The organism is Alloscardovia theropitheci (assembly GCF_004332295.1).
GTDB lineage: Bacteria > Actinomycetota > Actinomycetes > Actinomycetales > Bifidobacteriaceae > Alloscardovia > Alloscardovia theropitheci.
This window is the reverse complement of the sequence record NZ_RXLP01000014.1, coordinates 40268-65404: the sequence shown is the minus strand read 5'-3', so window position 1 is coordinate 65404 and position 25137 is coordinate 40268. Positions and strand designations below refer to the sequence as shown.

Sequence of the window (25137 nt, the reverse complement as noted above, 5' to 3'; positions counted from 1 at the left end):
GCGAACTAAAACAGCGCACGGTGAATGTCAGCAAGCGCAAACCGTGCGCAAACAATCACAGTAACACCCTAATTTAAAATAGACTCCCTCAAACGTATACCGTCATAGTAAGTCGCGATACGCAATGCTGGAATACGCAAATGATGGAAACCGTAGAGAACGAAAGAGAAATAATATGTCACTTATTAACGCACATATACGTACTTCAAAAATTTGGAAAACCGCTGGAAAGCTTGTAGTCGCTACGGCTGCTGCTGTCGCAATTTTCACGACATCAGCATGCTCTTTCGGACTTGGCGGTGATAATACTCAGTCGAGTTCAGCGTCAGATACCGTTAATATTGCAGCAATTTACCCTGAAACGGGACAGTATGCTGAATACGGCAAACTGTTTAAGCGCGGCTGGGAGTTGGCATTAGATGAGGTCAACGCTGACGGTGGCGTTCAAGGCAAGAAATTGGGAATCAAATATTATGATACTCAGTCAGATGCTAAGCAAGATGCTGCAGTCGCTCCAAAGATTGTTTCCGACAATTCTGTCATTGCAGTAGTAGGTGATTATTCGTCATCAGCATCAGCAGCTGCATCTCCAACCTTTAATCAGGCAAAACTCGTCCATTATGGTTTCAATAATTCGGCAACGAACTTTACTGATACTGGCGAGTATGTATGGACACCTCAAATTACGCAGGCGACATATCAAAAGCTCAATGCAGATACCGTTGCCAAAACTGCAAAAAAGATTTCCGTTGTATACATCGAAAACGACTGGGGTAAGGAAGCATATAACGAGTTTAAGGAAGAAGCTCAAAAGCAAGGTATTGATATCGCTTATGAATCCTCTTATCTTGCTGATTCGACTGATTTATCCCCAATTTTGATTAAAGCGCGCGATGCTCAGCCTGATGCGATCGTAAATATCGGTTATGGTCCAGATGGGGCATTGGTGCTCAACACTTTGCGCAACAAGCTTGCATGGGATGGTTCATTCTTTGGAGGACAGGAAACTTCAGAGTTCCTCAATAATGCTGGCAAGAATGCGGAAGGAACCATTATCACTGGCTCGTTTAGTGCGACAGGCGTGAAGACTGATGAGCAAAAGAAATTCGTAGAAGCATTCAATAAGAAGTATGGGTATGATCCAGGCAACTTCGAAGTAACCGCATACCAAGCTATTAAAGATTTGGCTTATGGGGCGAATAAGACGAGTGCAACTCGAGAAGGAATTCAAAAGGCATTGCAGACAGTAACCGATTTCCCTCTCTATCAGGGAAACGGCGGTACATTCAAGTTCAATCAGAAAACTCGTCGCGCAGATAACATCGAACCAATTTTGCTTATCGTTAAGGATGGAAAATTCGTTCGTTACGACGAGTAAAACGACGAGTAAAGCGGCGTTATTACGTAATCACTCGCTCATGAAAGGCTGCGGCACTCGTGCTGTAACGGCGTGGGTTTGAGTCTAGGCTTACTAGCTGAAACTCAACCCACACCTGTGTGTTTTGTGAGCAGGAACAGGAAAACATATGGTTGATACACTTTTTTCGGGACTCATACACGGTAGCGTATATGCGATTGCTGCCGTGGGTATGTCCTTGATTTTTGGCGTCACAAATGTGGCGAATTTTGCCCAAGGATCTATCGTTGCCGTGGGAATGATGATTGCATGGTGGCTAGGGACTGCATTGGGCTGGGGAATTGTTCCAACGCTGGCGGTCGTTATAATTGTGACTGCAGCTCTTGGCTTTGTCATGAATTTCTTTGTCATATCACCTCTCGAGGGAAGAAAGCCTATCGCTGCTCTTCTTGCAACTATCGGTGTGGGGCAAGTTCTTGATAATTCTTTGCAACTTATCTTTGGTACGCAAACGCGGCAATTCCCAGAACTCCTTCCGACACACAACCTTCAGCTCGGCGGGTTACGATTTGGAACTTCGGATATCGTGTCCATTATCGTCACAGTTTTCTTGATGTTCGCTTTATGGTCATTCTTAAAATTTGGTAAAACTGGTCAAGCGATTCGTGCTACATCTCAAGATCCTGAAGCTGCACGCCAAATGGGTATTCCGGTACGCAGCATTCGAAATATATCATTCGTAATTGGCGCAGTACTTGCTGGCATTGCAGGTGTATTCGTTGGATTATCTAATGGAAATATCAATCCGACCAATGGTGGCAGCATCGGAATGACAGCATTTGTTGCAGCTACAATCGGTGGGCTGGGGTCAATTCCAGGTGCTGTTGTAGGTGGGCTTGTGCTCGGAGTCGTTGAGGCTCTTGGTGTCTCATGGCTAGGAGATGGCGCGCATGACTTCATCACGTTTGGTGCGCTTTTGCTGATCTTGATAATCCGTCCACAAGGTTTGCTTTTTAATTCATCGTCAGCAGTTCGTTCTGAACCAATGACAGGTACGTTCCTTGAGAATTCTCGCTCAATAGAGCTACCGCGATGGGTAAATTGGCTGCTCGCTGGCCTGGCGATTTTGCTGCCATTCGTCGCGAATAACGCGCTCGCAGGTGCTGGAACTCAGGTCGCGATTTACTCTATTGCAGCGGTTGGGCTAACTTTGATTTCCGGTTCTGCAGGACAAACGATTCTTGGTATGGCGGGCCCATTCGCCACAGGGGCATATACTTCCGCAATTCTCGTTACCCAGTTTGGTTGGTCATTCTGGGCAGGCTTACTAATGGGTGGCCTCGTTGCCGCTATTACGGCGAGTATCCTAACCTTCCCCGTGTGGAAACTATCGGGGCATTATGTTGCTATCGCAACCATCGGCGTGGGCGCAGTGACCGTCGCAATTATCCGTTTGTGGGAGCCAGTTACCCATGGTTCTTTGGGTATTCAAGGTATTCCAGTTCCGCAAATATTTGGAGCTGCACTTGATACTCAGCAAAAATTACTTCTCCTTGATGTGATTATTTTGTTAATAGCTTTATGGGCTGTCTCGCGCATCCACAAGTCGCATCTAGGGCATGTTTTCGCGGCAGTGGGAGCAGACCAGGATGCTGCAGAAGCATTGGGAATCCGTTCAAATGCCTACAAAGCTTTAGCATATGCGATAGCTGCCTTCTTTGCAGGTTTGGCTGGTGCGTTGCTCGCGCATCAATACACATATATTGATCCAACAATTTTCAATTCTGCTATGTCTACCCTCATTTTGACGATAATTGTCCTCGGTGGAATGAACTCGCCACTCGGTGCGGTTATCGGATCGGCATTACTCATTGGACTTCCAGAAGTACTTCGTTTTGCATCGACATGGCGCGGAATCGTATATGGAATTTTGCTTATCATTATCATTCTTTTCCGTCCGCAAGGATTATGGTCGCGCTCTGTAGCGCAAGCAAAGATCGGGAAAAATGATGATAAAGCGACTGAGAATATTCAGGAGGATGCACAGACAGTAGCTGAGGAGGTAGAGGCATGAAAACTTTCGAGAATATCCACGACGGCGAAACGTACGAATCGTTAAGTCCACAAGAACATCGCACACGTGTTCTTGCTGCTCCAGTTGTACTGCGTGTACGTGAACTGTCAAAATCATTTAACGGTCTTAAGGCAGTTGATAAGGTATCGTTTAATCTTCACCGTGGTGAAGTGATTTCCATTATTGGGCCTAATGGTTCTGGAAAATCAACAACGATTAATCTTATCTCAGGGTTCTTGGCACCAGATGATGGGCTTATTGATATTAACGATCAGGCGATTGCTGGATTGTCCGCCGCCGAAGTGTCAGAACGCGGTCTGGCACGAACTTTCCAAAATGGTCGTGTGTTCGGCTCTCTCACAGTCAATGAGAATATTGCTCTTGGATATCATAAGAAGCTGTCAGATACACGTCCGCTCAGTTCAGTGCAGGATACTCCAATAATTCGATGGCTTAATCTTCTAGGGGAAACAGCGGTTTCTCTCATTAATGGTCCGGCTCAAAAACGTGAGCACAAGGATGTATCTCAGCGAATCGATCGTGAGATAGACTACTATCGCGAGCGTTTGGGAAGCCGTGTAAACGACGCTACATATACCTTGTCATATGCAAATCGTCGTCGAACCGAAATTGCTCGAGCCCACATAAGTGAACCAGAAATTCTTCTTTTAGATGAGCCGACAGCGGGTATGAATCAGTCGGAAACCGCTGAAGTATTGCAACAGCTGCTTTATCTTAAAGAGCAAGGGCATACTATTTTGCTTGTCGAACACAAGATGGATTTGGTAGCAACAGTTTCGGATCGAGTTATCGCAATGGATGGCGGAAAAATTATTGCAGTAGGCGATCCTGATGAAGTACGCTCTAATCCATTAGTTGTCGAATCATATCTTGGACGTAAGTTAGGTTCTGATGATGACGTCAATCGAGTGAGAACACAAGTGCGCGCAGAACGCAACGCTGGTGTACTGAATTCTCAAAATGCAGTGGACGACCAAGAGCAGAACTCCCTCGATTTTGGAGATGATACGAAGTCGCTCTTGACGATGAAAGATGTCAACGTTTATTACGGGCAAGTACATGCATTGCAAGATGTGAATTTGACTGTGCCTCAAGGTGCAATCGTTTCTTTGCTTGGTGGTAATGCCTCTGGCAAATCGACAACTATGAAAACACTTCTCGGAATTAATAAGGTTACCTCGGGAAGTATTACCTATAATGGCGAAGACATTACTCATACATCAACGAGAGAACGAGTCAAGCAGGGCATTGCTGCGGTTCCAGAGGCTCGACGAATTTTCCCACAGATGACGATTTACGAAAACCTTCTTACAGGAGCGTATACGCAAAAAGATCGTGCTCGCGTGGCCGAAGATGTGGCGGCGATGTATGAACGTTTTCCACGTTTGAAAGAACGACGTAATCAACTGGCAGGAACCATGTCTGGCGGTGAACAGCAAATGCTTGCATTTGCTAGGGCATTGATGAGTCATCCGCGTTTAATTTGCATGGATGAACCAACTATGGGACTGTCGCCACGACTAGTTGAGGATGTCTTGGAACAGATTGCTTCTCTGCGAGATGATCTTGGTGTATCTGTGCTTATGGTCGAACAGCAAGCGCAACTTGCACTGTCTATTGCTGACTATGGTTACGTATTACAATCAGGGCGAATTCGCCTCGCTGGAACCGGAGCCCAATTACTAGATGATCCTCGAGTTCAAGAAGCGTATCTGGGAGGAGCAGGGCGTTCTTAAACAGAATTCTCACGTAAAAGGGATGAACTCGTACACTTGTGTTTGTAAATTAGTCTGAAATAAATGAGTGGAGTGCCTCGATACTAATGGTGGTGGGCGGTGCGCTCCACTTTTTTGCAGATTAAGCCGTTTTGCTGTGAGAATTCGTGGTATAGATGCAGAAGAAACGGTACAACATGCAAAAAATATGTGGTAAATATGTGCTGTCTGCTCTCGAAAGAAAAAATAAAGTAAATCGCGTGACGTGCTAGCGGGGAGTTTCGCATCGTGCGTAACTCGGCTGAGTGTAGATTTCACGTGCATGTCGGTTTTATTAGCATGTCGGATTCGTCGACATGCAGATTAGGTAAACGTTGTACTTGCATGCTATACTCATTACTAAGTACAAGGTTGTACTAGCTGAAAAGCTAGGAATAAGAACGGCAATTACAGGTATTTTTACACACAATGGAGTTGTTATGTCAAACGAGCATAATACATCTATCACAGCAAAAATTATTGCTGATGAAAATTTCGAGATCGCTAAAGTTCCTGATCGCATATTTGGCTCATTCGTGGAGCATTTGGGTCGTTGCGTATATGAAGGAATCTATGAACCCGACCATCCGCTCGCAGATGAAAATGGATTTAGAAAGGACGTGCTTGAGCTAGTACGAGAGCTCGGAGTAACTACGATTCGCTATCCGGGTGGAAATTTTGTTTCTGGATATAAATGGGAAGATGGAGTGGGTCCTCGCAACCAGAGACCTTGCCGATTGGATACCGCGTGGCATTCGACTGAAACAAATGAATTTGGTCTGCACGAGATGCAGCAATGGTTGGAATCCATAGAACCTGAACGCGGTACGCACGAACTTATGGAAGCAATTAATCTGGGTACTCGCGGCTTGCAAGATGCCTTGAGCTTGGTCGAATATGCAAATATTCCTCACGGGACGATGCTTAGCGATATGCGCCGGGACAATGGCCGTGAAAAACCATTTAATATTCGTATGTGGTGTCTAGGCAATGAGATGGATGGCCCATGGCAATTAGGGCATAAAAATGCTGAAGATTATGGAAAATTAGCCGCAGATACGGCTCGCGGAATTCGCCAAATTGATCCGAATGTTGAGCTAGTAGTGTGTGGTTCGTCGGGACACACTATGGATACTTTTGGTGCGTGGGAAGAAACTGTTCTTGATCACACTTATGAATTAATTGATTTTATTTCATGTCATGCGTATTATGAGCCGGCTCGCTATGATAACGATATTCAAAGTTTCCTTGCATCTGCCGAAGATATGAATTCATTTATTCACGATGTGGCAGCCATAATTGACGCTGTAAAGTCGCGTAAAAAGAGCGAGCATGAGGTGTTTATTAGTTTCGACGAATGGAACGTATGGTATCTAACTCAAGAACCGAGTAAGAAACCGGAAGGGCTAGATAATTGGCCAATCGCACCGCATATTCTTGAGGACGTCTATAGCGTGCTCGATGCAGTAGTTTTTGGTGATTTGCTCATAACCTTGCTTCATAATACTGACCGAGTTAAATCGGCATCATTGGCTCAGCTTGTCAATGTCATCGCACCAATAATGACTCAAAAAGCAGGTCCTGCATGGCGACAGACAACCTTCTATCCATTTGCTATAACGTCCGATCTTGCAAAAGAAGGAACTGTCCTTGAGATAAAGCAATCATCATCAGCTCTTTCGACAAGTGCATATGGCGATGTAGACGCTGTTAATTCGGTGGTTGTCAAGAAAGCAGATGGCTCATACGCGATTTTTATAACAAATCGCTCGTTGGAATCTGAAACGCAGGTGAGTATTTGCCTCCCTACAGACAAGAAACTGTCATCTGTTACAGCGACGACGTTACATGATAATGACATATATGCAGTAAATACATGCGATGATCCATATCGTGTAACACCTCAAAATAATGATTCAGCGAAACTCGATGAAAAGAGCCATACGATTACTGTGACTCTCCCTGCTGTGTCATGGACGGCTGTACACGTGCAGTAAAATACAACTATGTCACAACGAGTCACGATAACGCAGATCGCGCAAGAAGCTGGGGTATCTATTAAAACGGTCTCGAATGTACTCAACGGTACTGGGAATATGCGTCCGTCCACCCGAGCTCGCGTTCAAGAGGTAATTGATACCCTTGGATATCAGGTTAATCTTGCTGCGCGTAGTATGCGAACGGGCTCAACGAAAATTATCGGGCTGGGAATAGCTGATTTTTCTCAGCCCTTTAACCCATATCTGACCGATAGTATTATCAATGTTGCTCGCTCTCATGGCTATGGTGTAATTACGAGCACGTATGGGTATCATCACCAAACTATTGAGTCGATTCTTCCTCAGACTCATAAACTTCCAGCAGATGGATGGATTTTCTTCTTGGGAGACCATGTAGATGAAAATTCGCATATCTTCAAACAAAATTATCCTGTAGTTCTTGCCACAGAGTGGAATGCGTTCGATAAAGTTGATAGTGTTTCTATTTCGAGCTATGACATAATTAAAAAAGTGACGAAACGTTTTATTCAATCCGGTAAAAAACGTATATTTTTTGCAGGTTCGGCTCCACGTCAAAGTGGTGAAAATGATGAAGATTATATTTCGCGCATTTTGTCAGCACAGCACGGAGCAGTAAATAGTAGAGCGCGGGGTTATCTTGATGCGCTTAATGATAGTGGTATGAGAATTGACTCACGTTATGTGCGCGATTGCATGTATATTGATCACAAAAATGGGTATGAACTCGCCAATCGGTTGTGTAAGGATATTAAATCAGGAATTGTAGAATGCCCGGATGCAATCATATGTGCCAATGATGCACTTGCATTCGGCATAATACGAGGTTTATCTGATCACGATGTACGGGTTCCAGATGATGTCGAGATAATTGGTTTTGATAACGTCCCAGAATCGCAATACTCAAATCCTGCTCTCACAAGTATTGATCCTCATATCAATGAATTCGCGCGCACAGCTGTAGAACTGTTGATAGAAAGAATTGAAGGTTACGATGGGCCAATCAGACGTAGGAATGTTGAATGCGATGTCCACGTTCGTTCATCTGCTTTAAATCCCGAATTTTTATAATTAACGGATATAAGTCGCCGACTACTGGATACGATTGATGCGTCGAATAATAAGTCGAATATAAAGTGTGGCTGTTGTGTTCGTAAAGACACAGCAGCCACACTTCTTCTTGAATATTGAAAGTTACTCACGCACTAATCGAATTGGGTTCTTTAAATCCTTACGTCGAGTAGGGCGGAAAAGTACAAAACGATGTCCGATAGTTTGTACAACGGCAGCGCCCGTTTCCTCAGCAAGTTCAGCTGCTGCTTCCTTAGTAGAGAGCAAAGCACCTTCTTGGAGCTGCCCCTTGATGAGCTCATGGTCGTTGAGAAGCTGATCCGTTTGCGAGATAACCGTCTCAGTAATATTATTTTTGCTGATAAGCAAGAGCGGACTAATTTTATGTGCAAGACCGCGCAGTTGCTTAATCTGTGGCTTTGTCAAAGTCGTCATGCTTTAATCGTACGGCAACCATAGGGCAATAATCACTGCGCAATGATCACTGTGCAATAATGACTGTGCAATAATGACTGTGCAATAATGATGTGCAACGATGATGTGCAACGATGAACGTGTGATGTGCATTGTGTATCGGTAATTCACACGAGGCGATAATTCAATCCTGTCCACATCGCGATGCGAATATCATGCGTTTTTGTTTCTTCAAGTACACTGTACGTGTGAAGCTTTTTAGAACGAAATCAATTGAATCTGCGGTAGCGCAAACCAAAGCAGAAGGCCATTCTCTTAAACGCGAATTAGGCGTGTGGGATTTAGCGACGATGGCTGTTGCTGTAGCTGTGGGCGCAGGTATTTTCTCTATTGGGGCGCAAACGATTGCTTTCCATGCCGGCCCTTCCGCAATAATTAGCTTCATTATTGCGGGTGCTGTGTGTGCGGGAGTTGCACTGTGCTATGCCGAGTTTGCTTCCATGGTTCCAGCAGCGGGATCTGCCTATACATTTACGTATACAACTCTTGGCGAGTTTATTGCATGGATTATTGGTTGGGATCTCATCCTTGAAATGCTTATGGCAGGATCGGTAGTGTCGAAATACTGGGGAGTGTATCTAAACGACTTCCTCAGGCTTATAGGCATTCATGTGTCGACGACATGGCATGTATCACCACATTTTTCTATCGATTTCGCACCTTTTGTAATCGTTGCCTTCTTTACCATTTTGCTGCTTGCTGGCACGAAACTTTCGAGCAGAGTGGATTCCATTTTGACCGTCATTAAAGTTGGCGTAGTGCTCTTCATTATTATCGTCGGGTTTTTCTATTTCAAAGCGAGTAATCTTATTCCGTTCATTCCGCAAACACAAAGTGCTGCTCAAGTAGCAGGTGCAAGCACTGGAGCTGTGTCCGCAACTTTGGAACAACCTTTATTTCAATGGCTCACCGGTCAGCCAGCAACGATGTATGGCGTAGCGGGAATCTTTTCTGGTGCGGCTCTCGTATTTTTTGCCTTTTTAGGTTTTGATGTCGTAGCCACGGCTTCAGAAGAAGCAAAAGATCCAGAACATACAATTCCTCGCGGAATTACGCTCGGATTGGGACTGGTAATTTTGCTATACATTCTTGTAGCAGTTGTGACTTCTGCAATGGTTCCATATACAGTTCTAGCTCAGCAATCAAGCCCATCTTTGGCAACAGCCTTTGAGCTTGTGGGAGCGAATTGGGCAGCTACAATTATCTCTTTCGGGATTATTATTGGTTTGACAACTGTCGTCATGGTGCTCCTACTGGGGCTGACGCGAGTTATCTTCGCGATGAGTCGTGATGGTCTTTTACCTCAACAATTCTCGCGTACAAATAAAAAGGGCGTACCTGCCGGTCTACAAATAGCAGTCGGCCTTGGTATCGCTCTGATTGCTTCCACTCTTGATGTAGCGATTTTGGCAGATATGGTTAATATTGGCACTTTGTCTGCATTCGTACTGGTATGCGTAGGTATTCCGATTATGCGCAAACGTCGACCGGATATTAATCGTAGTTTCAAAGTTCCAGGAAATCCTTGGCTACCTCTCGTTATCACCGTTGCATGCATTGTAGTTATGGTCAATTTATCTGTGCTTACATGGATACGTTTCCTTGTATGGCTTGCATTAGGAATCGCTATCTATTTTGCATATTCGTATCGGCACTCACTGCTGAATAATAATACCCAAGAAGTTTTATAAGCCGTAAATTGCGAAAACGATAATTCGCACGATAGCAAAGATAATGACTTGGTGGAGTAAATAAATTATGAGGGAGTGACGACCTATCCATTCCAAAAATTGGCTTAAGAAATCGCGTGAATGCACAGTCAGTATTGCCATTGCGCGCGTTCCCTCGACTGAGCGATAGACAAAATATCCTGCAAGCATAACAAAGAAAAACGGGATTATCGGGTAATAATCAGACGAGATAAATCCAGATGGCGGAAAGCCAAGTACCGCAGTAAAACTGTCGTGATAGAGCCATTGTGGAAGTTGAACACCCCATACCACGCCTGTTTGCGCATCATGCATAAAAGTAAAAATCAACAGGCTCAGTACGGCTGCACACATTGATACGATACGAGGTAACATCCTAGACCATGCATGAATAAGTGCGAGCAGTAATGTTCCAAAACCAAGAACTGTGAGTACGCCAAAACGTACTGGATCGTTAGGAAGAACGATAAAAGTTACAATCGAAATGAGCGTTCCCCAGAGCACAAGTTGGGTTCCTCGGATAAGAGGTTTTGAGCCAAAACAAAAACAGAATCCACTCACAAAGAGAAAAGTAAAACCGATACTTTGCTGCCATACGTGGACAGAAGGCTCAAGCATGAATTGTGTATAGTTATATCCCACGGGCGTGGGAAAGAGCTGAGCAATATCCCATAAGGTGTGATATGCGATCATGTTGATAAGGGCTAATCCGCGTATCCAATCGATAACATGATAACGAATTCGTTGCTGCATATGTGTTACCTGTCTATGAAGCAATAAGAGCCTTGAATGCATTATCCCATTCGGGTTCCTTGAAACCAACTGCAATAAAATTTCCCTGATTATCAATAACAAGCGGACGTTTACACATCATGCCGTCCGTTCCCAGAAGCTTACAAGAGCGTTCGAGAAATTCATCATCAGATAGATTCGTAGACCATTCATCCAGCAGAGCTTTCACATTATTGTTGCGATATACCATACCTGAAGTATTGAAGAATCGACGAATAGGAAGCTTGCTTTGCGTTATCCATTTCTGAAGATCTTCCGCGCAGGGATTATCCTCGATGATATTCTTCCATGTGTAAGAAATGTTGTGAGAATCAAGCCATGATAAGGCTTTCGCGCATGTCGAGCAACGTGGATGACACAGAATGGTCAATGGTAAAGAAATATTCATGAGTATCTCCAAGGAAGAATGTGCTTATCGGTACTAAAGGTCGATGCTTTGTGAATTGACGCTTTGTGAATCAACGCTGTGTATCCGATACCGCGTGAATTGATACTGCGCGAATCGAATAGTGTAAAGCGATACCTCTCCAAGCGCCATCAGGCAAAAATTGTTTGAATAAGAACCATATAAAGCACGGTTCCAGTAGCCATACTAACAAGCATATTGCGCCACTTGAGATGCACAAGGACAAGAGATATAAGCGCGATAAGCTCAGGAATACCATGACTTCCAGAGGTCACAGGAGTTGCGCGTAGAGAATACACCACGAGCATTCCCATAACGGCTAGAGGCAGTACTTTGCCTAAATATATGATAAATGGAGGAATTGGCTTACTTTCTGGGAAAGCAAGAAACGGTAGGAAACGCGTAACCATTGTTCCCAAAGCTGCAGCAGCGATAACAATAAGGCTTTGAATGAGAGTCATTGTCATTGTGAATCCTCCTGGGAAGAATGGATATCGGTTGTCTCGCAAGGTACTTCAGTAGTAGGCAAAGAATTATGGCGTTTTTTATGCCAATACATCATGGTGAAGATAACCAGCATTCCCAGCATCGTTGGGATGAGGAATGAATCTTTCCCAAAGATAATAAGGCAAATAAGAGAGACGAGAACACCTACAACGGCTGATGAGTAACGCTTATGCTTGAGCCATTCGTCAAGGAAAATGGTGACAAACATTGCAGTGAGAACAAAATCGATACCACGAGTGCTAAATGGGAGGTGTGGCCCTATGAGCGAACCTAGGACAGAACTGAGAACCCAATAGCAATGACTAAAGAAAGTGACAAAGAAATAAAACCATCCACGGCTCATGCCGTCTGGAATCTGCGCAGAAGAATTGACCGCGAAAGTTTCATCCGTTAAACCAAATACAAGATACCATTTTTTCTTGCCCGTTCCGTTATATTTCGTGAGCATCGCCAATCCATAAAAAAGAAAACGAGCATTGACCATGAGAGCGATTAAAAAAGCAAGAATTGGGTTAAAAACACCAAGAAGTAAATTAACGGTAACGAATTCAAGCGAGCCTGCAAAAATGACAGTAGCCATGAGAGCCGTATACCAGACGGAGAATCCTTTTGTAGACATTAGTAGCCCATAGGATAGTCCTAAGAAAAACCACGCAAACGCTATGGGAATCGTATGCGGGAAAGCTGCGATTGCCGCCTTGGAAATGCCGTTAATTTTCTCTTTCATCACTAGCAAATGTAGACGGACGGCTTGATATTTTTTGTGACGAACGCATTTGTGATTTCTTTTGGGTAGAACGGAACCTTTTTGGTGGTTAAATTGCCGATAATGAGCGTAAAAGTGACCCGTTATGCGCAAAAGATGATGCGGATACGTCGTATGGCTGCACCGCGCATAATCTTTCATAAGAGATATAAGAAAAGCCTCGCATTTTAAGTTTTATGACAATTACATCACAAGACTTAAAGTGTGAGGCTTAGTTTCACAGCGAGTTGATACCTATCGAGTGATACCTACTGGCGATACCTACTCGCTCTTCTTTCGCTGCCATGCTACTCGTGCTATCAAGCCCGCACCTGCAGCTATGAGTAGTGTGGAAGCCCACATAATCGTAGTAATATCGGCACCGGTATGAGCAAGATTCTTAGTTGACTTAGCATTCTTGCTGTCCTGCGAAGGATGTACAGGAACGACAGGAGCTACAGAATTCTTCTCCCATACGGCGTAAAGAGTGACGTCAGAGGTGATATCACTCATATGAGCGCCAAGTGCATAGGAAACTCCTGTGCCATCAGCCCTTGTGTTCCAACCCTTAAGTGTGTATCCGTCACGAGTTAATTCGGAGCCATTCGACAAAGTTACTTCGCCAGCAGCCGATGGAGTATAAGTTACAGACTGAGAAGTAACGGAGCCTTCGCCACCATTAGTGTTGTAGGAAACAGTCGCTGTGAAGTCAGGAGGGCACTGAGTTGCCTGCTGAGCTGTGACATATACCTTAGTATCGAATGTTGCTGAGTAATTCGAACGAGTATTGGTAGCAGTAGGGAACCAATAACGATAGGTTACTGTATATGCTCCTGGCTGAGCTGTATTGATATTAGCAACAGTATTGCCCTGGGCATCAGTGTAACTCACATCGATAAGAGTGCTTTGTACTGGGTCGTCAAGAGGATTCGTGATTTCTGGCCGGTTATATGGACGTACATAGGAGATACCTGACTTTGGATCAAATTGCTGTCCCACAGTCAAGCAAATATTTGATGTACCACCGATGTACTGCCATAATTCAACATTCATATTTACGTATGTACCATCTGGATCGGTCGGTGCACCGTGGATTACTAAGCCACTTCGTGTAGTGGTGTAGGTGTAATAATCAGAATACATGCCATTAGTCGACCATCCGGTACCCGCGTAAGCGCGCTTAATTTTATCAAGCTTCAAACGATAGTAACCGCCGCGAGCGTATGCGATAGTACCGTCACTAATCATCGTATTTACTGGTACATAGTTTGGCGAATCAGAATTCTTGTATTCGTAGTCAGAAGAATCAAGACCGACTTCAGCATTAGTTTTCTGAAGAACATCAATCAATGTGTAATCAAGGCTTGTTCCGGTGGAAATATTGTTATTCTTAGTGAAGAGATAACGAATCCCTGTAGCGTTTGCAACGCCGTTTTGCTGGTCTCTCAAGATATCATATAACGCCCAGCGATTTGATACAGGAGTAGAATCGGTTCGAGCAAAGCGTAGATTAGCTGCTGTAAGATCTCCAGTAAATTGACCCCAAATAGTCCAAGGGTTAATGGATACAGATTCATTGAAAGATACTGATGGAGAGGCCGTAGAAAGATCTAGTGCACTAGCATTCGTTAGAAGGTATGGAATGGTTACTGTCAATTTCTGCCCAGCACTCAAATTGCCGTGAAGGTACATGTAGTACACATTTGGCATATTTTGCCCGTACTGATTCTTGTATGTTGCTTCATTTATGTAAGCGCCTGGGGAACTAATATTACTATACGTTGTTGCTGCTTGAACAGAGGCTGCATCCGTTCCGCTGAAAGTAGGAGCACCATCAAACTGTACGTTTGGATTTCCGGTAATCTGTGAACCAGAAGATGGCATCGTCAAGTCATAGTTAATGTTGGAAACATTATTCGTTGCTGTAATTTCCAAAACAGCATTGAAATGATAATTCCCGTCAGCGTCTGGTGTCATCTTGTCTAAGTTCAATACCGAATCCTCTACAGCTGGATTCGTGGTGGAATAATTTGACGTGTATGTCGTTCCATCGCTGCCTTGTGCGGTATAGTACAAGGCATGTGTGAACGAATTTGACCCATCAGGCATAGTAGTTGTTGTAGCTGAAGTGTTTGGCACAGAGCCGTTATTCATAACTGAATCATATGCCGCAAATGCATGATTCGCCGGGAAAAATGCGAGAACACTGATAGCAACAGTTACAAGGGCTGCAATGAGCATGCTTAAGCGAAAATGCTCTTTTCTCATAATTGTCTTCTTCTCTTTCATATATAAAAGCACAAATGCTTAGAATTTTATCAGGAGTGCCTTATTTCATAGTGGAAAGTTATTGTAAAAAAATTATCGATATTAGATATATGCAAGAATTAGGGTTGAGGTGAAATCTCATCTCAACCCTAACGATATACCATACGAGTCACACAGTTATTGGTATCTTGTGCGCAGTATCTTTCTTAGCGCGAAAGCAAGCGACACAATAAGAATCATCGTGCAACTCATACTTAATAGCCATGTAATGTCTATTCCCGTGCGTGCTAGTTGGGCAGGCTTGTGAGGGGTCTTAGGCGTTGGTGGAGTTGCTACAGGTGGGGTAGCTGGTGGCGTTGGTGGAGTTGGAGGTGTTGCTGGTGGTACTCCCGGTGATGGTGGTATATGCGGGATTATTGGCGTGAGAGAGTTCGTGATCGTCACATGCGTTGAGTCTGTTTTATTAATATGAGCAATATATCCAGATGGGACATTTACTTCGCGAACTGTATATGTGATGAGATTATTATTGGCATCTCGAGCTGGCAAATCTTTAAATGTATATGTCCAATTATCCGCGCTTTGGATCGCAACAGGATTTCCGTGAGGTGAACCGTTTGCTAAGAGCTGCAGCGAGATAGATTGTGGGCGGATGCCTTGTGAATTACTATCATCATCCCAATTTTTGGTAACCTCAAGAGACGTCATCGCTCGGTCAATCACGCGAATTTGTGCTGTATGAGTATTGGCATCAAACTGATTTGCATTAATTCGAATTGGCTGGGCAAGACTATAGCCTGTTGGTGCCTGTATCTCTGAAAGAATATAAGAGTCGCGAATGAGCGCGGGAATACTTGCCTTGCCTTGGGCATCAGTTGTTACGCGGGCTATTTCGTCAGTAGAGTTTTCACGGGTCAGTGAAAAGACAGCACCCTCAAGAGGTGAACCTAATTCATCAGTTTTCTCAATATTTACCGTATATTGATTTCCCGTTGCTTCGCCAGAGGCTCCTTGCCATGTGTACAACGCATTATCAGTGGCATACACGTTGTTATTCCCATAGGTAAGCGAAGCAGAATTATTAAATATGTCATTTGCATGAGGTGTAGAATCGAGCTCAACATCATATTGAACGAGATAACCTGCTGGACCAGTAACGCCAAAATTAATCTCAAAAGAATGATCATCAGCACTAAAAGTTGGTGTGAGCCCTGTCTGATCGTCATAATACGGCATTGACCATTGGCCATTGTCGAAGTACCAGTTACCGCGATGAATGCTGAAACTGTCCTTCTTATAGGACATTCCTTGTGATTGTATGGTGTCATGAACGGTGACATTGTCATAATAAGGTCCGAGTGGATTTACGCGAATTGCGTAATGAATAATGTTTTTACCAGCATCATCATTGGTGCGCCACGCCCACTTCACGAATTGACTTTGACCACTTTCTCCTCGAAAACCAGTGTAATTAAAATTGCCGAGCGAAAAACTATCTTGCCCTACATAAACAACTACGGGGAAAGTTCTCTCTGTGGTTACATTATCCGTGTCGATGCGAGTAGAAAGATTAAGAGTTCCTATCGTATCACTGTGCTGACTTGGATAATCAGTATAAGTCATGGTAGCGCTGTGCGTTTGAGGATTAATGGTGACGTGAGCAACTACTGCTGAACCATCAGGAGTAGTAACGTCAAAACTTGTAGCATCGGCAAACACAAATTCTTGTGGGAGAGTAATAGTTGAAGTGTCGCCCTCTTGAACGGCATAATCAGGAAGCCTAAAATCTATACGAAGATGCTGGATATTTGTATTGTTACCTGAATTGACAACAGCACCGCTACTATCTGTCAAAGAAATCTGAGTAACGATGTCTGAAATCTGTGCAGCCTGTGCATGAATTGGTGTGGTTGTGAAAACTAACGCGATGAGCGAAAGCAAACCGATAAGACTTGCAGCAAGCTTTCGCATATGCGCGTGTACTACGTGCGATGTCATCTTTTGTTTCTCTCTTCTATCTTGCTTAGTATATAGCTTTATATCTCACTGATGGCCTATTTGCTCTTATCTAGTAAATATTTAGATATGTGGTCATATAGTCAGATTTTCCACTAAATACATAGCTTTGGTGTCATCTATGACGTGCTTTTATTTTATCAATGTCTCTAGTCGAATGAGCTACATATAGTGTTGCGGGGGCTTAAGATAAAATCCTAAGTCCCCGCAACACAATCGCCTCAGTCTATAACCTCAATTCATGAACTGTGTCACGAATTTTTGGTCGAATACTTAACCGTTACATGTGCATCTTTCGTTTACGACTAATGACAAATGTAACCACAGAAAGAGCCAGCATCGCGCAAATAGAATACGCTAGTCCTTCAACAGACGCACCAGTTTTAGCTAAGTGCTTTGCTGGTGGCGTCGATGTGGAAGGAGTTGGTGGAACGCTCGGAGTGTGGCTATTAGTAATGATGATGTTGTGGATGTCGTCAGCATTAATATGAGCTACATATCCTTGAGCAGTGTCGATTTCTTGCACGGTGTATGAAATCTTCTGCCCATTCTTATATACAGGAAGCTGCTCAAAAGTATGCTTCCAATTGGTGGATGCATCTAATGTAATAGCATTTCCTTGCGTTGCTCCATCTGCATAGAGTTGGATGCGTACGGATTGTGGTCGCGATCCGTCTTGATTGTCCTTATCATCCCACTGTTTGGAAACAGACAAAGATGTGACTTCTGGCGTATGGGAATTAACAATAATCTGGTTTGCTTCATCACTGGAATCAACTGTAGAAGAATATCCTGAAGGATTTCCCACTTCCTGTACGGTGTACGAAATCTTCTGACCATTGTCATTTACTGGAAGATTCTCGAAAGTGTACGTCCAATTATCAGATTTCTTAACGGTGACTGGAGATCCAACGTTCGAACCATTAGCAAGAAGCTGAACGCTAATGGAATCAGGGCGAGCTCCGTCCTGATCGTCGTTATCATCCCACTGCTTTGTAATAGAAATATTTGTTACGGCTGGAGTATGCGTATTAGTAATGACGATATTACTCATATCTGCATCATTAACCTGAACGGTATATCCAGTAGGAGTATTTACTTCTTGAACGGTATATGAAATCTTCTGACCGTTCGTATAAGCAGGAAGATTTGTAAAGTCATATGACCATCCATGGGCAGCGTCAAGAGTTTGTGACGTACCTTGAGCAACGTTATCCGCGTACAGTTGAACTGTTACAGAATTAGGGCGAGCTCCATCCTGATTATTGTGGTCATCCCAGTTCTTCGTGACCTTGACATGAGTTGTTTCTGACGAATGAGTATTCGTCACTGTAGCATTATTCGAATCAGGATAATCAACTGAAGCTGTATATCCATCTGGAACATTTACTTCCTGAACGGTGTAGGCAATTTTCGCTCCATTCTTATAAACAGGAAGATTGTTAAAGGTGTGCTTCCAGCTATTTGTTCCATTGAGGGTAACTGCTGAACCTTCAGCTGAACCATCAGCATAAAGTTGAATCGAAACGGACTGTGGACGTTTACCATCTTGATTATTATCGTCAACCCAACGCTTAGTAACAGTGAGTGATGTTTCCTCAGGAACGTGCGTATTGGTAATGGTAAAGCCCTGTGTGGCGTTTCCGCTGATTGTAGCAGTGTAATCCGTTACTGCAGTTTCGCGCACAGTATACGTAATCCTAGAGCCATCAGTATTGTAAATTGGCAATTGGGTAAATTCATGTGCCCAATTATTAGCCTGATTTAAGGTGACAGAAGAACCGATAGGATTCCCATCAGCGAGCAACGTTACCTCGACAGATTCTGGACGTTTGCCGTCAACGTTGTTCTGGTCGTCCCATGTTTTGGCAACGTGGACTGATGTGACATTGTATTTATCAGTAATTGTCACAGATGCAGTTTGAGCGGTATTAGCGAAAGATGCGGCTGCGACCTTTTCTTCGGGTGCCAGAGCATAACCTGTAGGTGCGCTTGTTTCTCTAATCGTGTAATCGTCACGCAGTAAACCATCGATACTTGCTTCGCCATTTGAGTCAGTTGTTACAGAACCGACGACAGCGCCTGAGCGATCTCGGATAATGTCAAATTGTGCATTTGCGAGGCTTTCGCCTTGCTCGTTGACCTTCTTAATTTTCAACGTGTAATTGTAGCCATTAGCTTCAGCGTTGATACCTCGCCACGTATGGTAATGATCCGCCTCTTGGATGACAGAGCGATCACTATCGAGAAGCTGAGCGTAGTTGTTAAATACTTCACTATTAACTGGAGTGTAGCTGAGCTTAACATCGTAGCGGATCATATAGCCGTCGCCATTGAGATCGCCGACATTAATGAGGAACGATTTTCCACCCTCGCTGAATGTAACTGTTGGGGGAGTTGCAGCGGCTGGAAGAGGGGTGGACTGCCATCCGCCACCATATGCTGATGAATTGCGCACGTAGGTCCACTTCACGTGTTCAAAAGAGAAAGAAGACTGATCATAGCTCATACCTGCTGAACGTAACTCATCGGGAATAGTTACCCCTGCTAAGGTTTCGCCAACAGCATTAACTCGCAAATTGTAATGAATAACCGCATTTCCTTGACTATCTTCATCGCCCCATTTAGCGAAAATCTCATTTGGATGATCGCCAACGATGCCAGTATATTCAAAATTACCCGCAGGAATATTGGTACCACTTCCTGTCTGACCCACGTGGATTGTCACAGGGAAAGTCTTTGCTTCAGTCACTACATTCGTATTAACCGCAATAGACATCTGAACAGAACCAGAGATATCAGTATGAGTTTCAGGATAATTAGTGTAAGTCAAAGTCATTGTTCGGTCAGTGGCATTGATAACTCCATGAGCAACAATGGCAGAACCGTCAGGAGTTGTGACATCGAATGTGCGGTTCGATGGAATTGTGAACTCTTGAGGAATTGTGATAGTTGATGTATCGCCTTCGTGGACTTGGAGATCAGGCAAACGAAAATCAATCTTCAAGTTACGGATAGTGTTGTTATTTCCAGATGCGGCGACGTTACCCTGCTCATCGACGATGGATACGCCGGTAACCACATTAGGTATTTCAGATGCTATCGCATGTTCTGGTGCGAAGAGCAATCCAGATGCCACTATCGCAAATGTAGAAATAATGGCAATAATAAAGCGCCGTAGGTTGAGACGCTGTTCTCGTGTTTTCATGTGTTCAGTTATCTCTCTTCTTGCTACTATTTGGCATACCAAAATACGTGTATCTGAGTAGCACTAGCACTGCTATTGCGCGTTTTGACGCACAGCACTGGATACTGTCAAATAGTAAGAACGGTTTCCGCGCAAAACCCACCACTGCGCAGAAAGGGAATCAAACAGCAATGACATTATCAGAGGATATATACAATTCTTGTATTATTTCGCCAAAAAAATAATGTAAATTCTTGCAATTTTGATGTAAATTTATACAAACTATGAATTTGATTTTTGTATGTGAATTTGAATCTTGTTTTGTTATCAAATTGCTACCCCCTCTAAGAGTCCTTGTGAACTGTGTTAACTTAAAGAAAATTATGAATATTTGTGACTTCTAGAAAGAAATCAAATTTATCGGGGAACATACATTTTGTGATTATGCATAAGTAAAACGTGGGGAGTATGAAACTGTATCAGGGGGTATGGCGTCTCTGCAGGTCCACGTGGAAACAATTCGAAAAATAAGATGGGGCAGGTATATCGGAGTATCGCGCATGAGGTGGAATGATTTTTTGCAGATTGGTCAAGCCTTATGTAGGCAAAGAGGAAGAACGGGCTGTAATACACGTCCGATGTGCAAAAAATAGTCATGGATTGCAGAATCTGCTAAGAGTCGTCTTTACATGCGTTTGACAAAAAGGCAGATATGAAAAATGTGGATATACTAAATCGCAACCCACATTATCTGTGCCCCCCGTGGGACTCGAACCCACAACCCACGACTTAAAAGGACGCTGCTCTAACCATTGAGCCAGAGGGGCAACATATGGAATGTTAGCACGTACTTGCTAAAACTGCAAAAAATTTCTCATAATTATGTCACGTGTCGTGCGAATCCATAGTATTACGTAGATGATTGATGTGAAGAATACTGAATCGAAATCTTACAATTAGTTAAATATAAACGGGCGGCACACGTTGACGTGAATACCACCCGTTAATTAGGCTCGCGAAAGTTCTTATATATTCTTATATCTAAGGTTTATGGTTTATGCGAAACGTTCGGAAGCGATTTGTGCGCCCTTTGCTAAGGATTCGAGCTTAGCCCACGCGATTTGTGAATGGACTCGTCCACCCAAACCACAATCGGTAGAAGCAACTACTCGCTCTGGGCCTACGATAGAAGCGAAACGCTCAATACGATCAGCAACAAGTTCAGGATGCTCAACAATGTTAGTGACGTGAGAAACAACACCTGGAATGAGATACTTCTGTGCTGGAAGTTCGATATCCTTCCAAATCTTCCACTCGTGCTCATGGCGCGCGTTTGCGGCTTCGAAGGTTAGTCCATTTGCATTAACAGAAAGTGCCAAATCAACGACATTCTTGAACTCAAGGTCAGTAGAGTGAGGGCCATGCCAGGAGCCCCAGCATACGTGGTAACGAACGAGATCTGGGTCAATGCCTTCCAAAGCGTAATTCAAGGCGTCAATACGTACGCGGGAGAATTCACGGTACTTTTCGATTTCTGGTTCAACCTTGAACTGATCCCATGATTCGGTCAGATCTGGAGCATCAATTTGTACTGTTAAGCCAGCGTCTGTAATAGTCTTGTATTCTTCGCGCAACGCTTTAGCCCACGCCCATACAGCTGCTTCGTCATCGTCATAATAGTAATTTCCTACACGCGCTGCTGAAGCTGGAGAAAGGCTTGCGATGAAACCTTCTGAAACAGGCTTTCCAGCTTTTTCGAGAGCCGTCTTCAAAGCGTTGATATCGCGCTTAACGATATCCTGGCCAGTATATTCGATTTCGCCTACGACAGCTGGGAAAATCCAAGGCTTGCGATCAGCTAAATGGATTCCAGAAGTAGGATCTGAATATGCCTCAGCAAACTTCACCCAATCACGGCGATCGGTCATTGCGTCAAGCTCGAGTTTCCCTTCAGGGGTTGGCTTGTGAGGTGGAAGCTCGTCGAGGACTTCAAGACCGCTGAAGCGAGTGAAGGAATAGCTCCACCAAGCGCCATAGTCAACCTTTTCGGTCATCGCATGACCGTATTCACCATCGTTAACGATATCGATGCCAATTTCCTTTTGCTTCTCGACTACTTTATTCGTTTCGTCGGTAACGATAGTGGCAAGTTGGTCATCAGATAATTCGCCTGCTGCGTAATCGGCGTTTGCCTTCAAAAGTGCTTCAGTGCGAGGCAAAGAACCGACGTGGGTAGTGCGGATATTCGTCATAATGTTCTCCTAAGAAATGAAATTCTACAAGTAATGAAATTCATTCTAGGGGAAGAATTTTTATGATGATACTCAATTGCGAAAAATCGATATATGTGTAACTTATAACGTGCATGAACACAGGCGAATTCGTAACGTTCTCACCATATTTAATCGGTGAGAACTATATGCGTTAAGGTAAAGAAAAGCACCAAACCGCGAAAGCGCCTGTCGGCGCGCAGGCCGCTCGCAGCGGCAAAAAATGAAGCCCGGGGCTTAAGCACGGTTTAGTGCGGATTACTATTGTATCGTGCATGTGTGTATAAACACAACTTGATTCTGTAATTATTCTTATCGTGTAATTTCTCGCATTGATATGGAGCTTTGCGAGAATCACGGTTAACTACATGTTCGTAAGAAGACGAATACTCTTAAACGCGATTGAAACTTCTGGAGAAACTAGTGGAGTTCTCCATTTCGCCACAATTGAGCGCCTAACGCAAAATCTTTTGCCGTCGTCACGAGCCGTTGTGCATTTTGGGCTATTGCTTGACGGTGAGCTCCTGCTGGAATCTTTTTTGCGCGTTCTACTAGTGCTCGAGCCACGACATGGCAAAAGCTGGAAGCGCGGTCTAATGCTACAGCAAAATCACCGGTGAATGCACCCGAAAGAATAGAATCAGCAGTTGATGCTATATCCTGAGGCTCAGGTTGGAGATTTATACCGGTTATCGCGCTCGCAGCTGTAGGAGGTAATTCGCCTTCTCGCCATAGCTGAGCCAAGGATTGTTGATTTCGCTGCATCCATGTGCGCATGGTATATAAGCGCCATAGTATCCCGGGCAACGATTGAGCATCTGAACTAGCCCATAATTGGGCAATAGTTTCAATTCCTTCGGTATCGACTACGGCTATTACACGCTGTACAATTTCGGCATCTTGTGTGTGATGTACACGGTCGAGTAATGAAGCTGCTGTAGAGTGTGCTAATTCTCTTAGCTCTTCAGGGTCAGCTCCTCCTGCCATATGGTCAAGCAAAGCCTGGTCTAACTGCATTGGACGTGAAAAACGTGCAGAGCCAGAACGGTGAGCGGCAAATGCTGTGCCTGAATGAGAAATGCCATGTGATTCAGTAGACAATTGGTGTAATCCTTGTAATATCAGTAATAATGCATGGGGTGTGAGCGTTTGATAATTCATCGCTCGTAGGAACTATCGTAATAGCAAAACCATGACTATGTGACAATGATTTCTTCGCGCTTAAAATTTCGGATAAAGCGTGTGCAGTTTTCGTGTCCTGAGCAAGTTCAGGAAGGAATTGTGCTGCAAGAGCAAGCTGTGAGCGTGTGACGGCAATTGCACTGCAGATGCTAGTACCATCAGCAAGATGCTCAAGAATTGTTGCAAGAGCATCGAGAAAGCGTGAATTAGTTGTACTTTTGCTAGAAGAATGACTAGCTTTGTTTGCAGTTGTTGTATTACTCGAAATGTTTAGATGGTCTGTTGAGCGATTCCCGGTAGACCGGTTCGCAGCTGAGCAGTTGCTAGCTGAACGATATTCAGTTGAACGACTTAAAATAGATTCCGCAGTATCATGCACATCGAAGACGCAAGTAGTTTCTCCAGTAGTAGAAGACCAATTCTGGAAAGTTTGTATGCAGCGAGTGAAATCACAGGAAAAAATAGTGTCAGGCAAATAGCAACTTAGTTCCGTAGTTAGCGCATAAGCTTGAGCTGCACCGCGAGGGGTTAAAGGACGCTGATGTTGTGAGCCTTGCCAGTTCTTAGAGGAGATAGATTGTGCATTACGCACCACAATGAGCGTACGCGCTCGCTGGCTACGAGTAGTTTCAAGGTATTTTTGAAAGGTGCGTGCTAAGTTTTTATCATCATTGCGAGTCATCATTGCGATAGCTTTTTCAACAGAAACCCAACGAACCATATCTGTTTCTGCCGGAGTAGAAAGAATTGGCTCTCCAAAACTTAGGCGTCGTACTGATTCTTGCTCCGGTGAAATAAGTTGAGCAACCCAATACGTTACTTCTTTACGAATTCTATTACTAATACGTTTGCTGTCTTTAGCCCAATTATTTTCTGATGAAACTTCCGAAGGAAGTGGGATGACTGCATCAGAGCCATTCGCATCAAGCTCGTAAGAAACCATGCCTAGAGGAGCTTCGAGACGAACATTATAGCCAGTTTCTTCAGCAGTTTCGCGAATAGCGGCATGAGCTAAAGACTCGTGCTTATGTAACTTACCTTTTGGCCAGCTCCAATCATCGTAACGAGGACGATGAATAATGCAAACTTCTATGTTATCGTGTGCATTCACAGTGTTTGTAGAGCTAGTGTTTGTATTGCTAGAGAGGTGTTGAGTATTGTTGCTGCGTCTGTAGATAATTGTGCCAGCAGCTTGAATAACCTTTTTATTCTTGACTTTACTCATAGCATCCTTCTTGACAAAGAGCAGATGAAGAAGCGTATAAAACGAAGGTGAAACTGTTTCT

At 43.9% G+C, this 25137-nt stretch carries 17 protein-coding genes and 1 tRNA gene; 6 read left to right on the top strand and 12 right to left on the bottom strand.

The genetic code is table 11. The features are described from left to right. Positions 1-175: 175 nt before the first annotated feature. The 5 genes from EJ419_RS02890 to EJ419_RS02870 all read left to right on the top strand — a co-directional run bounded on the left by EJ419_RS02890 (position 176) and on the right by EJ419_RS02870 (position 8295). Complete coding sequence (locus tag EJ419_RS02890) at positions 176-1378, top strand: ABC transporter substrate-binding protein (protein WP_131283423.1); 1203 nt, start codon at positions 176-178, stop codon at positions 1376-1378. Positions 1379-1526: 148 nt separating this feature from the next. Next, positions 1527-3431 carry an ABC transporter permease gene (locus EJ419_RS02885; protein ID WP_131283421.1) on the top strand — a complete coding sequence of 635 codons (1905 nt, stop codon included), beginning with the start codon at positions 1527-1529 and terminating at the stop codon, positions 3429-3431. Beyond that, positions 3428-5188 (top strand): ATP-binding cassette domain-containing protein, encoded by a 1761-nt coding sequence (locus tag EJ419_RS02880; RefSeq protein ID WP_131283420.1) that lies wholly within the window; start codon positions 3428-3430, stop codon positions 5186-5188. The genes EJ419_RS02885 and EJ419_RS02880 overlap by 4 nt, the downstream gene beginning before the upstream one ends. A gap of 458 nt (positions 5189-5646) precedes the next feature. Next, a complete protein-coding gene (gene arfA, locus EJ419_RS02875; protein ID WP_131283419.1) occupies positions 5647-7203 on the top strand; it encodes an arabinosylfuranosidase ArfA in 1557 nt (518 codons plus the stop codon). A gap of 9 nt (positions 7204-7212) precedes the next feature. After that, entirely contained in the window at positions 7213-8295 is a 1083-nt protein-coding gene (locus EJ419_RS02870) for a LacI family DNA-binding transcriptional regulator (RefSeq protein WP_131283418.1), read from the top strand. A gap of 123 nt (positions 8296-8418) precedes the next feature. Here the strand turns inward: EJ419_RS02870 and EJ419_RS02865 are convergent, their stop codons facing one another. Beyond that, positions 8419-8730 (bottom strand): YhbY family RNA-binding protein, encoded by a 312-nt coding sequence (locus tag EJ419_RS02865; protein ID WP_131283417.1) that lies wholly within the window; start codon positions 8728-8730, stop codon positions 8419-8421. A gap of 227 nt (positions 8731-8957) precedes the next feature. Between EJ419_RS02865 and EJ419_RS02860 the strand changes: the two genes are divergently transcribed. Then, complete coding sequence (locus EJ419_RS02860) at positions 8958-10460, top strand: amino acid permease (protein ID WP_131283416.1); 1503 nt, start codon at positions 8958-8960, stop codon at positions 10458-10460. On the opposite strand, the gene EJ419_RS02855 is transcribed toward EJ419_RS02860, so the two are convergent. The 11 genes from EJ419_RS02855 to EJ419_RS08495 all read right to left on the bottom strand — a co-directional run bounded on the left by EJ419_RS02855 (position 10455) and on the right by EJ419_RS08495 (position 25076). After that, on the bottom strand, positions 10455-11231 hold the full coding sequence (locus EJ419_RS02855; protein ID WP_165496210.1) for a heparan-alpha-glucosaminide N-acetyltransferase domain-containing protein: 777 nt from the start codon (positions 11229-11231) through the stop codon (positions 10455-10457). The genes EJ419_RS02860 and EJ419_RS02855 overlap by 6 nt on opposite strands. Positions 11232-11244: 13 nt before the next feature. Further along, on the bottom strand, positions 11245-11658 hold the full coding sequence (locus tag EJ419_RS02850; RefSeq protein WP_131283414.1) for an ArsC/Spx/MgsR family protein: 414 nt from the start codon (positions 11656-11658) through the stop codon (positions 11245-11247). A 149-nt stretch (positions 11659-11807) separates the two neighbouring features. Beyond that, positions 11808-12143 carry a branched-chain amino acid transporter permease gene (locus EJ419_RS02845; RefSeq protein WP_131283413.1) on the bottom strand — a complete coding sequence of 112 codons (336 nt, stop codon included), beginning with the start codon at positions 12141-12143 and terminating at the stop codon, positions 11808-11810. After that, on the bottom strand, positions 12140-12910 hold the full coding sequence (locus tag EJ419_RS02840; RefSeq protein WP_131283469.1) for an AzlC family ABC transporter permease: 771 nt from the start codon (positions 12908-12910) through the stop codon (positions 12140-12142). Before EJ419_RS02840 ends, EJ419_RS02845 begins: the two co-directional genes overlap by 4 nt. Positions 12911-13210: 300 nt before the next feature. Then, on the bottom strand, positions 13211-15196 hold the full coding sequence (locus EJ419_RS02835; protein ID WP_165496209.1) for an InlB B-repeat-containing protein: 1986 nt from the start codon (positions 15194-15196) through the stop codon (positions 13211-13213). 177 nt (positions 15197-15373) lie between these two features. Next, positions 15374-17194 (bottom strand): Cna B-type domain-containing protein, encoded by a 1821-nt coding sequence (locus tag EJ419_RS02830; protein WP_131283411.1) that lies wholly within the window; start codon positions 17192-17194, stop codon positions 15374-15376. 298 nt (positions 17195-17492) lie between these two features. Beyond that, a complete protein-coding gene (locus tag EJ419_RS02825) occupies positions 17493-20420 on the bottom strand; it encodes a Cna B-type domain-containing protein (protein WP_131283410.1) in 2928 nt (975 codons plus the stop codon). 733 nt (positions 20421-21153) lie between these two features. Continuing rightward, positions 21154-21226 (bottom strand) — tRNA-Lys (locus tag EJ419_RS02820). A gap of 228 nt (positions 21227-21454) precedes the next feature. Then, complete coding sequence (locus EJ419_RS02815) at positions 21455-22651, bottom strand: cobalamin-independent methionine synthase II family protein (protein WP_131283409.1); 1197 nt, start codon at positions 22649-22651, stop codon at positions 21455-21457. A gap of 438 nt (positions 22652-23089) precedes the next feature. After that, positions 23090-23770 (bottom strand): thymidine phosphorylase, encoded by a 681-nt coding sequence (locus EJ419_RS02810; protein WP_131283408.1) that lies wholly within the window; start codon positions 23768-23770, stop codon positions 23090-23092. Continuing rightward, positions 23760-25076, bottom strand: a complete 1317-nt coding sequence (locus EJ419_RS08495) for an NUDIX hydrolase (RefSeq protein WP_131283407.1) — start codon at positions 25074-25076, stop codon at positions 23760-23762. The genes EJ419_RS02810 and EJ419_RS08495 overlap by 11 nt, the downstream gene beginning before the upstream one ends. Positions 25077-25137 lie beyond the last annotated feature (61 nt).

Excerpts from the sequence above, each read along its gene's own strand:
- EJ419_RS02845 (WP_131283413.1), bottom strand. The coding sequence starts at position 12,143 with ATGACAATGACTCTCATTCAAAGCCTTATTGTTATCGCTGCTGCAGCT.
- EJ419_RS02870 (WP_131283418.1), top strand. The coding sequence starts at position 7,213 with ATGTCACAACGAGTCACGATAACGCAGATCGCGCAAGAAGCTGGGGTA.
- EJ419_RS02880 (WP_131283420.1), top strand. The coding sequence starts at position 3,428 with ATGAAAACTTTCGAGAATATCCACGACGGCGAAACGTACGAATCGTTA.
- EJ419_RS02840 (WP_131283469.1), bottom strand. The coding sequence starts at position 12,910 with ATGAAAGAGAAAATTAACGGCATTTCCAAGGCGGCAATCGCAGCTTTC.
- EJ419_RS08495 (WP_131283407.1), bottom strand. The coding sequence starts at position 25,076 with ATGAGTAAAGTCAAGAATAAAAAGGTTATTCAAGCTGCTGGCACAATT.
- EJ419_RS02885 (WP_131283421.1), top strand. The coding sequence starts at position 1,527 with ATGGTTGATACACTTTTTTCGGGACTCATACACGGTAGCGTATATGCG.
- EJ419_RS02815 (WP_131283409.1), bottom strand. The coding sequence starts at position 22,651 with ATGACGAATATCCGCACTACCCACGTCGGTTCTTTGCCTCGCACTGAA.
- EJ419_RS02825 (WP_131283410.1), bottom strand. The coding sequence starts at position 20,420 with ATGAAAACACGAGAACAGCGTCTCAACCTACGGCGCTTTATTATTGCC.
- EJ419_RS02835 (WP_165496209.1), bottom strand. The coding sequence starts at position 15,196 with ATGAGAAAAGAGCATTTTCGCTTAAGCATGCTCATTGCAGCCCTTGTA.
- EJ419_RS02850 (WP_131283414.1), bottom strand. The coding sequence starts at position 11,658 with ATGAATATTTCTTTACCATTGACCATTCTGTGTCATCCACGTTGCTCG.
- EJ419_RS02890 (WP_131283423.1), top strand. The coding sequence starts at position 176 with ATGTCACTTATTAACGCACATATACGTACTTCAAAAATTTGGAAAACC.
- EJ419_RS02830 (WP_131283411.1), bottom strand. The coding sequence starts at position 17,194 with ATGACATCGCACGTAGTACACGCGCATATGCGAAAGCTTGCTGCAAGT.
- EJ419_RS02865 (WP_131283417.1), bottom strand. The coding sequence starts at position 8,730 with ATGACGACTTTGACAAAGCCACAGATTAAGCAACTGCGCGGTCTTGCA.
- arfA (WP_131283419.1), top strand. The coding sequence starts at position 5,647 with ATGTCAAACGAGCATAATACATCTATCACAGCAAAAATTATTGCTGAT.
- EJ419_RS02855 (WP_165496210.1), bottom strand. The coding sequence starts at position 11,231 with ATGCAGCAACGAATTCGTTATCATGTTATCGATTGGATACGCGGATTA.